At 32.9% G+C, this 12,902-nt stretch carries 13 protein-coding genes; 11 read left to right on the top strand and 2 right to left on the bottom strand.

All coding sequences use genetic code 11. From position 1 onward, the window contains the following. The first annotated feature begins 89 nt into the window (after nt 1-89). The 4 genes from mutY (at nt 90) to gldD (ending at nt 3,660) form a co-directional block, all read left to right on the top strand. Nucleotides 90-1,130, top strand: a complete 1,041-nt coding sequence (gene mutY, locus HNQ90_RS03075; RefSeq protein WP_144115173.1) for an A/G-specific adenine glycosylase — start codon at nt 90-92, stop codon at nt 1,128-1,130. Nucleotides 1,131-1,219: 89 nt separating this feature from the next. Beyond that, nucleotides 1,220-1,669 carry a single-stranded DNA-binding protein gene (locus tag HNQ90_RS03070; protein ID WP_092848420.1) on the top strand — a complete coding sequence of 150 codons (450 nt, stop codon included), beginning with the start codon at nt 1,220-1,222 and terminating at the stop codon, nt 1,667-1,669. A 53-nt stretch (nt 1,670-1,722) separates the two neighbouring features. Then, a complete protein-coding gene (locus tag HNQ90_RS03065; RefSeq protein WP_144115172.1) occupies nt 1,723-3,027 on the top strand; it encodes a gliding motility-associated protein GldE in 1,305 nt (434 codons plus the stop codon). 27 nt (nt 3,028-3,054) lie between these two features. After that, nucleotides 3,055-3,660, top strand: coding sequence for a gliding motility lipoprotein GldD (gene gldD / locus HNQ90_RS03060; RefSeq protein ID WP_144115171.1), 606 nt, complete (start codon nt 3,055-3,057; stop codon nt 3,658-3,660). Between the two features lie 56 nt (nt 3,661-3,716). Here the strand turns inward: gldD and HNQ90_RS03055 are convergent, their stop codons facing one another. Beyond that, the gene (locus HNQ90_RS03055) at nt 3,717-4,268 is read right to left on the bottom strand and encodes a heavy-metal-associated domain-containing protein (protein WP_144115170.1); all 552 of its coding nucleotides are present in this window, start codon (nt 4,266-4,268) and stop codon (nt 3,717-3,719) included. A gap of 185 nt (nt 4,269-4,453) precedes the next feature. Here HNQ90_RS03055 and HNQ90_RS03050 point away from each other — a divergent pair, with 185 nt between their 5' ends. The 6 genes from HNQ90_RS03050 to HNQ90_RS03025 all read left to right on the top strand — a co-directional run bounded on the left by HNQ90_RS03050 (nt 4,454) and on the right by HNQ90_RS03025 (nt 11,716). Further along, nucleotides 4,454-4,897 (top strand): DUF4199 domain-containing protein, encoded by a 444-nt coding sequence (locus HNQ90_RS03050; protein WP_144115169.1) that lies wholly within the window; start codon nt 4,454-4,456, stop codon nt 4,895-4,897. An 87-nt stretch (nt 4,898-4,984) separates the two neighbouring features. After that, the gene (gene rplU, locus HNQ90_RS03045) at nt 4,985-5,641 is read left to right on the top strand and encodes a 50S ribosomal protein L21 (RefSeq protein ID WP_144115168.1); all 657 of its coding nucleotides are present in this window, start codon (nt 4,985-4,987) and stop codon (nt 5,639-5,641) included. 40 nt (nt 5,642-5,681) lie between these two features. Continuing rightward, nucleotides 5,682-5,942 carry a 50S ribosomal protein L27 gene (rpmA, locus tag HNQ90_RS03040; protein WP_144115167.1) on the top strand — a complete coding sequence of 87 codons (261 nt, stop codon included), beginning with the start codon at nt 5,682-5,684 and terminating at the stop codon, nt 5,940-5,942. A 142-nt stretch (nt 5,943-6,084) separates the two neighbouring features. Further along, nucleotides 6,085-7,659 carry a tetratricopeptide repeat protein gene (locus HNQ90_RS03035; RefSeq protein ID WP_144115166.1) on the top strand — a complete coding sequence of 525 codons (1,575 nt, stop codon included), beginning with the start codon at nt 6,085-6,087 and terminating at the stop codon, nt 7,657-7,659. A gap of 163 nt (nt 7,660-7,822) precedes the next feature. Further along, nucleotides 7,823-10,705, top strand: a complete 2,883-nt coding sequence (locus tag HNQ90_RS03030; protein WP_144115165.1) for a TonB-dependent receptor — start codon at nt 7,823-7,825, stop codon at nt 10,703-10,705. A 3-nt stretch (nt 10,706-10,708) separates the two neighbouring features. Next, the gene (locus tag HNQ90_RS03025) at nt 10,709-11,716 is read left to right on the top strand and encodes a phytase (protein ID WP_144115164.1); all 1,008 of its coding nucleotides are present in this window, start codon (nt 10,709-10,711) and stop codon (nt 11,714-11,716) included. A gap of 104 nt (nt 11,717-11,820) precedes the next feature. On the opposite strand, the gene HNQ90_RS03020 is transcribed toward HNQ90_RS03025, so the two are convergent. Beyond that, nucleotides 11,821-12,294, bottom strand: a complete 474-nt coding sequence (locus HNQ90_RS03020) for a DUF1569 domain-containing protein (RefSeq protein WP_144115163.1) — start codon at nt 12,292-12,294, stop codon at nt 11,821-11,823. A gap of 92 nt (nt 12,295-12,386) precedes the next feature. On the opposite strand from HNQ90_RS03020, the gene HNQ90_RS03015 reads away from it, so the two are divergent. Next, nucleotides 12,387-12,656, top strand: coding sequence for a hypothetical protein (locus tag HNQ90_RS03015; RefSeq protein WP_144115162.1), 270 nt, complete (start codon nt 12,387-12,389; stop codon nt 12,654-12,656). The last annotated feature ends 246 nt before the right edge of the window (nt 12,657-12,902 follow it).

Raw genomic sequence — 12,902 nt, 5'->3', positions numbered from 1 at the left:
TATGCATTTAATATTCAATATTTCAAACCTAATTCACTAAAATTTAATATTATAAACGTTTATTTTTGTTTCCTCGATTAAATGATTTTATGATATTTTCAAAAACGCTAATACATTGGTACTCAATACACAAACGCAATCTACCTTGGAGAGAAACCAACAACCCTTATTACATTTGGCTATCAGAAATTATTTTACAACAAACACAAGTTAAGCAAGGTTTACCTTATTATGAAGCTTTTGTAAGCAAATTTCCGTCTGTTTTTGATTTAGCAAATGCAGATGAAAGTGATGTTTTAAAACTTTGGCAAGGGTTAGGTTATTATTCTAGAGCTCGAAATTTACATGCATCGGCAAAATATGTGGCAAATGAACTAGAAGGTGTATTCCCTAATAACTATAAAGACCTACTGAAATTAAAAGGTGTAGGCGATTATACAGCAAGCGCCATTGCTTCAATTTGCTTTAACGAAGCTGCTGCAGTTGTTGATGGTAACGTATACCGAGTGCTATCTCGTTATTTTGATATAGAAACACCTATAAATTCATCAAAAGGTGCAAAAGAATTTAAAACTTTAGCTCAAGAGCTAATTGATGCAAAACAACCTGCCAACTTTAACCAAGCCATCATGGAGTTTGGCGCCACACAATGTAAACCTAAGAATCCAAATTGTACCACCTGCCCTTTTAATAGCAGCTGTTTAGCATTAAAGAGAAATAAAATAGCCGATTTACCGGTAAAAATAAAATCCGCGAAAGCGAAAAAAAAGTATTTTAATTTTCTAGTTTTTATCTCTGAAGACGAAAAAACCATTTTAGAAAAACGTAAAGGCAAAGGCATTTGGCAAAACTTATACCAATTTCCTTTAGTTGAAACTGACAATGAATTGACCGAAAAAGCATTTAAAAACCTAGTTTTAGATCATGATTTACTAAAAGATACGGCGTTTAAAATGTCCTTATATAATAAGGAGTCTTTAATACATAAATTATCGCACCAACATTTGTACACTAAATTCTGGATTATTAATACTAAAAAGCTACCTGTTAAAGGCGTATCAACATCAAAAATACGAGAATTTGCTGTACCTATATTAATAGGTAATTTTATTGAAAGCTTCAATTTTTAGATGTTTTGCTTTAACAATCATATTTTTTTATTAATTTTAAATAAATGCAAAGCAATTCAGTAATTTTGCAAGTACTTAAACTATAAATTATGGCAGGTTCGTTAAATAAAGTTATGCTTATTGGAAATTTAGGAGATGATGTGAAAATGCATTATTTTGAAGGTGGTGGTTGCATAGGACGATTCCCTATTGCTACTAGCGAAACCTATGTAAGCAAACAAACTAATGAGCGTATAACAAATACCGAGTGGCATAATATAGTAGTTAGAAATAAAGGTGCCGAAATTTGCGAAAAGTACTTAAGCAAAGGCGATAAAGTTTATATTGAAGGCAGGTTAAAAACCCGAAAATGGACCGACGAGAAAGGAAACGATCGATATTCTACCGAAATTCAATGTAATGATTTTACATTTCTTTCCACCAAAAAAGATAGTGAAAACAATAGCAGTGCGCCTACCGAACAAAAGTCTGCGCCACCGGCAGCACCAAAAGCAAATAGCGAACCAATAGAAGAAGATAATGACGATCTTCCATTTTAATAATTTTCTCGATAACTTATCGAGTGTACTATGTTTAACTAAACCAGTTGTAATTGGATCCTGACCCCGCGAGTTTTATACTACTAATTATGGCAATTGATGTTTCGATTGTTTTTGGATTTGCATTATTAGTGCTGCTTTTACTATGCTCTGCCCTTATTTCTGGAGCAGAAGTTGCTCTTTTTTCGTTAAATAGAAGCGATATTGAAAGCGGTTTAGAACAAAAATCTAAGCGTATTGAAATACTGTCGCAACTTTTAGAACGTCCTAAAAAACTACTAGCAACCATTTTAGTGGCAAACAACTTTATTAATATTGCCATTGTAATTTTATTTGCCTTTTTAGGCGATTTTATGTTTGGCAATATTACTAACCCTACCATTAAATTTATAGTAGAGGTTGTAGTTATTACCTTTTTAATCTTACTTTTTGGCGAAATATTACCTAAAATTTATGCCAGCCGAAATAATTTAAAGTTTGCCACATTTATGGCGTATCCGCTTAAAGTTCTAGATGTTATTTTATCACCAATAAGTTTACCAATGCGCAGTGTTACACTTGGCATTCATAATAAATTAGGGAAACAAAAATCTAATTTAAGTGTCGATCAACTTTCACAAGCCTTAGAACTTACTAGCGAAGAAGACACCACAAAAGAGGAACAAAAGATTCTACAAGGTATTGTTTCCTTTGGCAATACAGACACTAAGCAAGTTATGCGTCCTAGAATTGATATTTTCGCCTTAAATATCGAGAACAAATACCTAGATATTATGCCAGATATTATTGAAAATGGCTATTCTAGAATCCCTGTGTATCGCGAGAATATAGACACTATAGAAGGCATACTTTATGTAAAAGATTTATTACCTTATTTAGATAGAAAACAGTTTGATTGGACCACCCTTTTAAGAGAACCTTTTTTTGTGCCAGAAAACAAAAAACTAGACGACTTAATGGCTGAATTTCAAGAGAAAAAGGTACATTTAGCTGTTGTTGTAGATGAATACGGAGGCACTTCTGGATTAATTTCTTTAGAAGATATTATTGAAGAAATTGTAGGCGATATAAGTGATGAGTTTGATGATGAAGATTTAATGTACTCTAAATTAGACGACAACAATTATGTATTTGAAGGCAAAACGGCTTTAAAAGATTTTTACCGAATTATTAGACTTGAAGATGAGACTGTTTTTGAAGCCAATAAAGGTGAAGCAGAAACCGTTGCTGGCTTTGTTTTAGAAATATCAAAGAGTTTCCCAAAACTAAATAGTAAAATAAATTTCGAAAATTACGTTTTTACTATTGAGGCTATGGACAAAAAACGTATTAAACTTGTTAAATTTACCATACTATAATTACTGAATACTGAGACTGAAAACTTCATGATTGTAAAAACAAAAACTTACTACCTACTTAAAAGTCTATTCTTATCTTTTGTTTTGGTGCTAACAGCATGTGATGAAGACTATGTACCCAAACCAAAAGCAGAACTAAGGTTAGACTATCCAACAGCCAATTATGTGGATGCTAATTTAAATTTGCCTTTTGCTTTTGAAAAAAATTTACTAGCAACTAAAGTGGAATCTAAAGCGTTAAAATCACCTACCGAGAGCTATGGCATTAATTTAGAATATCCTGCATTAAAAGGTACCATTTTTTTAACCTACAAGGCCATTAACAACGACCAAAACAATTTTAAAGCCTTTTTAAGAGACGCTCAAAAATTCACCTTAGAGCATACTAAAAAAGCAGACGAAATTCCAGCCTACCCCTTTGAAGATAAACAAAGTAAGGTATATGGCATGCTATCTGAAGTTAAAGGCAATGTGGCATCGCCAGCGCAGTTTTACGTAACAGACAGTATCAACCATTTCCTAACAGGCTCTTTATACTTTTACGCTAAACCAAACTACGATTCCATTTTACCAGCAGCAAACTATTTGCAAAAGGATATTAAACACATTATGGAAACCATTAGCTGGAAATAAAAAAGGCTTCCTACACGGAAACCTTTTTTTTAATTATGTATTTGTAAAAAATTAAATTACGCTGCTTTTTTAACGCAACATGCTTCTTTACAATCTGGCTTACAAGCCATTTTTTCGCCTTCTTTTAAACCTGCCTTACAACACGCTTTCTCGCAACCTGGTTCGCAAGTTTTTTTGTCTTTATCTGCACAACACGCTTTTTTACAATCGGCAGCACAAGCTTTTTCCTTAGAGAAATCACTAACCGTTTTCATGTTACTTACCTTATAAACATCGGCAACATTAACTACGGCATCTTCCAAAGATTTTGGGGTTACCTTGGCTTCATCATATTCTACCATGGCTAATTTTTTATCAAAAGAAACCGTTGCAGATTTCACCCCATCCATCTTAGAAATTTTCTTTTGTATAGTCGCAGCGCACCCTATTTGGCACGTCATACCATCTATAGTAAATTCTGCTTTAGCATAAGTGGCATTAGGATCTAAATTTTTAGCCACCGCATTTTCAACCTCAACAGTTTTTACTTCAGGACTTTTATCGTTTTTACAGCTACTAGCAAAAATAGCAACTAGTGCAAGTGTTAAAATTAGTTTTATTGAATTCATTTGGGTTTTATATTTAATTATTACTCCTGCAAATTTACTAAATATTGAGTTTAAGCCCTTTATAAAAACAAGTAATTATAAAACAAATTATACTTTAAAACTTGCTAATTCCTTAAAAATTAACCCAATAATTATAATATTTCAAAAAAAATGCCGAAATTTAAGAGAATCAATACTTTTAAAATATGAAAAATTTATCGCTTCCCATTCGTTTCGGTTTAGTTACAAGTGCCGTATTGATAGCTTATTTCTTGGTATTATCGTTAGTTGATAAACATACAAATCCTGCCTTTAGTTTTGTAAACGCCATAATTACTGGCTTTGGTATTTACGAAGCTATACGCATTTCAAAAATAGAAAGCCCCGAAAAATTCTCGTATGGCGAAGGCTTTAAAACAGGTGTTATAACGGGTTTTATTGCAACCTTGGCATTCACCATATTCTTTCTATTCTACACCACAGAAGTAGACCCAACATTTTTATCGGAATTAATTAAAAATTTTAACGGTAATTTTAACCTCGATATGGGCATGATCACCTTTGTTGTTGCCGTTATGGGGCTAGCTACTACGGTAGTTGCTTCACTTACAGTTATGCAACTTTTTAAAAAAAGCAGAAATATGACTTAAATTTAACGATAACGTTTGTAGATTAATTAATTAGCAGTATATTTGCACTCATTTTTGAACAAAATTAATTAATAAAAACGTTACGCTATGTACGCAATTGTAGAGATAGCAGGGCATCAATTTAAAGTTGAAAAAGACCAAAGAGTTTTTGTTAACCGTTTAGCAACAGAAGAAGGTAAAGCAGTGTCTTTCGACAATGTACTTCTTTTAGGCGATGGTGACAATGTAACTGTAGGCGCCCCAGCTATAGATGGAGCACAAGTTAGTGCAAAAGTCTTAAAGCACCTTAAAGGTGATAAAGTAATAGTATTCAAGAAGAAAAGACGTAAAGGTTACCGTGTAAAAAACGGACACAGACAATCTTTAACTGAAATCGTAATTGAATCAATAGTGTCTTCTGGTGCTAAAAAAGCAGCTCCAAAAAAAGAAACTAAAAAAGCTGAACCAAAAGTAGAAGCGAAAGCTGCTGCTCCTAAAGCTTCTAAAAAAGCAACAGGAAAAGCTGACGACTTGAAAAAAGTTGAAGGTATTGGTCCAAAAATTGCAACAACTTTAATTGAAGCTGGAATTTCAACTTTTGCTGAATTGGCAAAAACTGATGCCGCTAAAATTTCTGAGATTATTGCAGGTGTACGTGGAAATCACGTTACAGATACATGGCCAGCACAAGCTCAATTAGCTGCCGATGGTAAGTGGGATGAGCTTAAAAAATGGCAAGACGAATTAGATGGTGGTAAAGCTTAACAGCAACCACTTAAGTATAACAATATAAAAACTTAAGACAATGGCTCACAAAAAAGGAGTAGGTAGTTCTAAGAATGGTAGAGAATCAGAATCGAAACGTTTAGGCGTTAAGATTTTTGGTGGACAAGCTGCCATTGCTGGAAACATTATATTAAGACAACGTGGTAATACACATCACCCAGGTGAAAATGTATACCAAGGAAAAGATCATACTTTACATGCATATGTTGATGGTGTTGTAAAGTTTACAAAGAAAAAAGATAACAAATCTTATGTTTCTATTGAGCCTTTTGATGCTTAAGAAATAATTTTCTTTTAAATTTTTAAAAGCCCTTTCTGTTTTACAGAAAGGGCTTTTGTTTTTATTAATAAAAATTTAATATTTAAACTATGTTAGGGTAAAGTGTGAGGTCTTACTTTGAGCATTTACACCTATACCAAATATGAAATTTTTAAAACAACTCGCGCTATTACTTTTATGTGTTTCTAGTTACAAATTTTCATACACACAGGAAAACATAGATTCAAACCAAGTACTTGCAAAAATAAATGCCATTAATACCGAGCTAAATCTAGCAAAACATAAAAATGACACACTAAATATGGCTAGAAATTATATTTTTTTAGCTAATTTCTATAAACACTTAGGTTTAGATAGCGAAGCCATAAGAAACTATCACCAAGCTCAAGATATTTACTTAAAAAAAGATACTCTTTATGTTTATGCCAATAATAAAATTGCTTCCATTCATCTTCATTTAAAACAGTACGATAAAGCTTTAGAGTATTCACAAAGAAGCATTTCTATTGGAAATTTAATACCATACCAAAAAGGACTAGCAAGTGCCAGTGCTATAATTGGAAGCGTTTATGAAAAGCAAGGCCATTATGATAAAGCACTAAACTACCAAAAACAAAGTTTAATTATTTTTGAAACACTTAGCGATAGCACAGGTATAGCCCTAACCAACGAAAATATTGGCAGTATTTATGAAGATTTAGAACAGTTTGATTTAGCATACAAGTACTTTACCAAAGCTTATAATTTTGAAACAGACAGCACCACTAATTTAAAAATTAATATTATTAACAATCTATCCGATGTTAATAGAAAACAGAAAAAATATAAGCAAGCGCTAGAATTAACCCAACGCGCTTTGCAGTTAGCAAGACAAGAACATAATAAACAACAAGAGGAAAGTGCTCTAAAAGATTTAGCTAGAACATATGCAGAGTTACAGCATTTTGAAAAAGCATACACCTACTTAAATCAACAAAAAACAATTCAAGAGCAAGCTTTAAAAAACCAAAACATGCAATTGGTAAGCGCCATGGAAGTACTTTATAATGTAAAGGAAAAAGAAGCTCAAGTTGCTATACTTAACAAACAAAATAAAATTAGTGAAACACGACAAATAGCCATAGCACTAATAAGTATTGCTATTATTATAGTTTTTGTAGTTTGGTTAATACATTTAAAAAAACGCAAAAAACAAGAGCAGAAACTACTAAAATACAAACAGAAATTACTGCAGGCCGATCTAAACATTAAAACAGCCCAAGAAGCATCGTTAAAAAGAGAGATCGATATTAAAATTTCGGCCTTAACAAACTATAGTTTAAACTTAGCGCATAAAAATAAACTGCTAGCCGATGTTTCTAGAACACTTAATAATTTAAAAACCAGAAATGGAGACTTTGTAAAAACCAAACTCCCCAATATTATAAAAGATATTAATTCCGATTTATCAAAAGAAAATGAATGGACGGAACTTATGGCTTATTTCAGCCAAATAAACCCTAATTTTTTTACAACCTTAAAAGAGCAAGTTCATGAAGAGTTAACATCCTCCGAAATGCGTTTATGTATGTTGCTTAGGTTAAACTTATCTTCAAAAGCTATAGCTTCAATTTTAAACATTACACCCGATAGTGTTCGTATAGCCCGTTATAGAATGCGAAAGAAGCTGCCAATAACTTCAAAAAACGACTTACAAGCCTATATTTTAAACCTTTAACCTAGGTTAAAAAACTATCAAGTCAATATTACCCCAATGTTAATGTTGCTATCATTTATAGGTGGTATTCACTCACTAATTACCGTTTGTTAACATCAATTTTAGCTTAAAGCCATGTTGTGCATATAGTTTTGCATCAAGCCAAAATTAATTAACAACAACCATGAGAAAATTTCATTTTATAACATTTTTAACCATGTTAATAACCTCTTATGTCTTTTCGCAAAGCGGAAATGTACAAGGTGTTATAACAGATAGTAATGGTATTACAGTACCAGGAGCAACAGTGGTCATTTCAGAGCTTAAAAAAGGTGCGGTTTCTAATTTTGATGGTAAATTTACTTTAGTAGATATTCCAGAGGGCAACTACAACTTACTAATCGAGTATATAGGCTATGCTGATTATAATGAAACCATTACAATAACTGCAGGTAAAACGGTATCGGTAAACATCCACTTATCTGCCGAAAATACAGAATTAGAGGCCGTTGAACTTACAGCCTACTCTATTGGTAGTCAAGCTAGAGCATTAAATACGCAAAAAAATAAAACCAACATTACAAACATTGTTTCTACCGATCAAATAGGCAAATTCCCAGATGCGAATATTGGAGATGCCGTTAAGCGTATACCAGGTATTACCATGAAAGTAGATCAAGGTGAAGCAAGAAACATTATTATTAGAGGTTTAGCACCTCAACTAAACTCGGTTACCTTAAACGGAAGCCGAATTCCTTCTGCCGAAGGAGACAATAGAGAAGTACAAATGGACTTAATTCCATCGGATATGATTCAAACCGTAGAAGTTAACAAGGCCGTTACTCCAGATATGGATGCCGATGCGCTTGGTGGTTCTGTAAATTTAATTACTCGCACATCGCCTCAAGGATTCAGGTTATCTGCAACCGCAGGTTCTGGGGTAAATTCTATTACAGGAAAACGAATTTTAAATGGATCGTTTTTATTAGGAGATAGAAGCGACAACGGAAAATTTGGATGGCTAGTATCAACATCCATAAACGATAACGATTTTGGAAGCGATAATTTTGAAGCCGAATGGACCGACGAGTTTGAATATAACAATGGCGACGAAGATAACCTGGAGGAAGTTGATGTTAACCCGTATACAAACGTATTCGAAATAAGACAATATTTAGTGCAACGAATTCGTAGAAGTTTTTCAGCCAATTTCGATTATAAATTTAACGACAACAACAGCATCTATTTTAAATCTATTTACAACTGGAGAGACGATCGCGAAAACCGCTTTGTTCTAGAACAAGAAATTTTAGATGGTGAAGATATTGAAGCAGGCGATTTTACAGTTGATGGAAACGGAAACTTAACCATGTTTCCAGTTGAAGCAAAACGCGAAACAAAAGCTGGAATTGATAATAACCGAAACAAAAATACGCGTTTAGAAGACCAACGTATGTTAAACTTCAGTTTAGGCGGAAACCATTTAATTAAAAACTTACAAGTAGATTGGATGACCTCGTATGCAAAAGCCTCAGAGGAGCGCTTAAACGAGCGTTATTTAGTTCACGAAAGCGAGTATAGCATAAATTATAACAACGACTCAAAATACCCGCTATACACTCCAGTTAACGCAGATGATGCCGCATATAATAATTTTGAGTTTGACGAACTAACCGAAGAAAACCAATACACCGAAGAAAACGATGTAAATGTATTTGTAAACTTTAAATTACCATTAAACTTATTTAATAGCAACGATGGCTTTTTAAAATTTGGTGTTCGTGGGCGTTTTAAAAACAAAAACAGAGATAATGATTTTACCGAATATTCTCCTGAAGATGCTGCCTTCGATTTACTAGGAACTCTTCCTACTAGAAATTATTCAGACTCAGATTTTTTAGCAGGACAACAATATGCAGTAGGCTCTTTTGCTACTCCAGAATTTCTTGGAAGTTTAAATTTTACAGACGCTACACTATTTAAAGGTGAAGATTTAGTAGATGAGTACCAAAGCGGAAATTTTGATGTTAACGAAAATGTTTATGCTGGTTACGTAATGACTAATCAACAATTAACAGATAAATTAAGTGTTTTAGCTGGGGTTAGAATTGAAAGTACCAATTTAGATTCTGAAGGTTACAGATTAACATTTATTGAAGAAGATGAAGATGCAGGCATTGATGAAGACATTATTGTTGAAGCCGTTAAAGAAACAAACTCTTACGTTAACATTTTACCGGGCTTACATTTTAAATATGATTTAAACGATAATACAGTTTTTCGTTTTGCATGGACCAATACCTTAGCGCGACCAAACTACGCAGACCTAATTCCTAGAGCAGAAATAATTAATGAAGACAGCGAAATTGTACTTGGTAACCCAGATTTAGACCCAACAACATCTATGAATTTTGATGTTATGGCAGAACACTATTTTAAATCTGTAGGTATTTTATCTGGAGGTGTATTCTATAAAAAAATAAACGACTTTATTTACACCTACCAAACCGAAACAACCGATAACACTTATGGCGATGATACTACTGGTTACGAAGTGTACCAGCCTTTAAACGGCGATGACGCTTCGGTTTTAGGCTTCGAGTTTGCTTTCCAAAGAAAACTAGATTTCTTACCAGGTTTTGCTAAAGATTTAAGTATTTATTTAAACTACACGCACCTTACTTCTAATGCTAATGGTATTAGAAACGAAGATGGCGACGAACGCGACGATTTGGGCTTACCAAACACTGCTCCAAATATGTTTAATGCCTCATTAGCATATGCAAATAAAAAGCTTAGCGTTCGCCTTTCAAGTAACTTCTCGGACTCTTATATTGATGAAATTGGAGGTAATGCCTTTGAAGATCGTTACTACGACAAACAATTTTTCTTAGACTTTAATGCTAACTATACCTTTGGTAACGGTTTAAGCGCTTATACAAGTTTAAACAATATTACTAACCAACCATTACGTTTTTACCAAGGTGTAAGTAGCCGTACCATGCAAAGTGAGTACTATGGTCAACGTTTTACTATAGGTTTAAAATACGATTTATTTAAAAAATAAAAAATGAAAAAATTATTATATACGTTTAGTTTAATAGCCCTTTTGGGGTCTTGTAAAAAACAGTTACCAGTTATTAAACCTACGGTTATTACAGAAAAAACACCAAACGACACAGACGATCCAGCAATTTGGGTAAACCCTAAAGATGCCTCAAAAAGTATTGTTTTTGGTACCGATAAAAAAACTAACGGTGGGGTTTATGCTTTTGATTTGGATGGAAAATTTATCCATGAAAAAAGTATAACAAACATTCAACGTCCAAATAATGTCGACTTAGAATACGGTTTTAAACTAAACGATTCTACACAAACCGATATTATTGCGTTTACCGAACGAGAACTGCAGCAAATTCGTGTGTTTTCTATACCAGATATGAAACCTTTAGATGGCGGTGGTTTTAAAGTTTTTACCGATGCAACAGAACTAGAGCACAATGCACCCATGGGAATTGCGCTATACAAATCGGCCAAAACCGAAACTGTCTATGCCATTGTTGGCAGAAAATCGGGACCAAAAACAGGATATTTATATCAATATGAATTGGTTTCAGATAGCTTAGGTGTGCACGCCAATTTGGTAAGAAAGTTTGGAAACTTTAGTGGTAAAAAAGAAATTGAAGCCATAGCCGTCGATAACGAAAATGGCATTGTGTATTATTCTGATGAAGGCCATTGCATTCGAAAATATTATGCCGAACCAAGTATGGGCAACGAAGAATTAAGCTGTTTTGGCGGCGAATATTTCACATATGATATTGAAGGTATTGCTATAGCAAAATATAAAGACAAAGGCTTTTTAATAGTATCTAACCAACAAGCCCACAGTTTTAATATTTTCGATTTAAAAACCAATGCATTTATAAAAGAACTTAATTTAGGCACTATCGAAACTGATGGTTGCGATGTTACAACTGCAGCTTTAGGTAATAAGTTCCCTAACGGTTTATTTGTTTCTATGAACGATGAAAAGAATTTCTTTTTTCATGATTTAGCACTACTAGAACTAGATTAATTTTTTTTGAAGTTAATTGTTGTTGAAGCTCTTTCTTTTTACAGAAAGAGCTTTTTTAATTATAGCCATAACTAAAGCATGACTACACCAAAGTATTGAAACCTTTATTTATTCAAAATATCGTTTACAATTTTTAAATGATGGTTGGTATGCATATATAAAAAACGAAGGGTTTTTGTTTTAGGCAACTTTCCAAAAATAAAATGTTTGTAAAAGGCGTTTTTAGGCAATACTTGCAGTTTTTCAATATGAGATTTTGCAGTTTGTATTTGGCTTTTTAAATCTTCAACATTAATAATCTCTGGAGGTATAACGTATTTTGGCGCCTTAACCTTACCTCGAGGAAAATAACCTAACGGAAATAATACAGTACGCATAAGGTTAAATTTATATTGATACTCGTTAGGATTCGAGTTTTCTGTCCATTCGCTAACCGCATTAAATACTTTTAGAGCATGGTCTAGTTGCCAACCAATACTAGCTTTGGAAACCGAAGGATTTTTTACCTCCTTTTTAGGTATAAGTCCTTCTATTTTTGCTAACTGAGCTGTTAATTTATTTATCGATTTATCTGCCATAAGAAAATTATTTTAAAAGTATTAATAAAATCCTTAACTTTAAAGTATTGCATTTGCAATTTATCTATTGTTTAATTTTTAATTCTATAATTATGCTACCATTTAGATCTGAAATTAGAAACTCGCCTAGTAGGTCAACTATAAAGATTTATTTAAGTGATGAATCTTTAGATGCTAAAATTAAAAAACATTTAGAGCACTTTAATGAAATAGAAGAAATTGAACTTACAGAAAGTATTGGGCAAAATCGTGTTGGAGAAAACATTACTGTATTTTTAAAAGATGATGCCGATATTAGTAAGATGAAAAAATCGATAGACTCTAGTTTATGGTGGTATTTTGAAGAGGATATGGTTGATTAATAACCTTTTGTTTTGCGTAAGGGATTGCAAAGAAACATGTATGTTCATGTATATATTAATATGAATTAAAAAGGCATAAATAAAAGCCCACAGCCCGACGAAGGAGTAGCAAAAACTTGCAGCCTATCGTTTAGGTATTACATGTTAGTTGGAAACTGAGTGAAGCAAAAATTAGTACCAAGCGCGATGTTAGTAAAACTCTAAGAAATAAAGAATACTCTTGGTTTTGAGTAGTGCTTAAATTAT

Source organism: Algibacter amylolyticus, assembly GCF_014202225.1.
Classification (GTDB): Bacteria; Bacteroidota; Bacteroidia; order Flavobacteriales; family Flavobacteriaceae; genus Algibacter_B; species Algibacter_B amylolyticus.
The sequence above is the reverse complement of the archived record's forward strand: the minus strand, read 5'-3'. Positions and strand labels throughout refer to the sequence as shown.

Excerpts from the sequence above, each read along its gene's own strand:
- mutY (WP_144115173.1), top strand. The coding sequence starts at position 90 with ATGATATTTTCAAAAACGCTAATACATTGGTACTCAATACACAAACGC.
- HNQ90_RS03070 (WP_092848420.1), top strand. The coding sequence starts at position 1,220 with ATGGCAGGTTCGTTAAATAAAGTTATGCTTATTGGAAATTTAGGAGAT.
- gldD (WP_144115171.1), top strand. The coding sequence starts at position 3,055 with ATGATTGTAAAAACAAAAACTTACTACCTACTTAAAAGTCTATTCTTA.
- HNQ90_RS03055 (WP_144115170.1), bottom strand. The coding sequence starts at position 4,268 with ATGAATTCAATAAAACTAATTTTAACACTTGCACTAGTTGCTATTTTT.
- HNQ90_RS03050 (WP_144115169.1), top strand. The coding sequence starts at position 4,454 with ATGAAAAATTTATCGCTTCCCATTCGTTTCGGTTTAGTTACAAGTGCC.
- rplU (WP_144115168.1), top strand. The coding sequence starts at position 4,985 with ATGTACGCAATTGTAGAGATAGCAGGGCATCAATTTAAAGTTGAAAAA.
- rpmA (WP_144115167.1), top strand. The coding sequence starts at position 5,682 with ATGGCTCACAAAAAAGGAGTAGGTAGTTCTAAGAATGGTAGAGAATCA.
- HNQ90_RS03035 (WP_144115166.1), top strand. The coding sequence starts at position 6,085 with ATGAAATTTTTAAAACAACTCGCGCTATTACTTTTATGTGTTTCTAGT.
- HNQ90_RS03030 (WP_144115165.1), top strand. The coding sequence starts at position 7,823 with ATGAGAAAATTTCATTTTATAACATTTTTAACCATGTTAATAACCTCT.
- HNQ90_RS03025 (WP_144115164.1), top strand. The coding sequence starts at position 10,709 with ATGAAAAAATTATTATATACGTTTAGTTTAATAGCCCTTTTGGGGTCT.
- HNQ90_RS03020 (WP_144115163.1), bottom strand. The coding sequence starts at position 12,294 with ATGGCAGATAAATCGATAAATAAATTAACAGCTCAGTTAGCAAAAATA.
- HNQ90_RS03015 (WP_144115162.1), top strand. The coding sequence starts at position 12,387 with ATGCTACCATTTAGATCTGAAATTAGAAACTCGCCTAGTAGGTCAACT.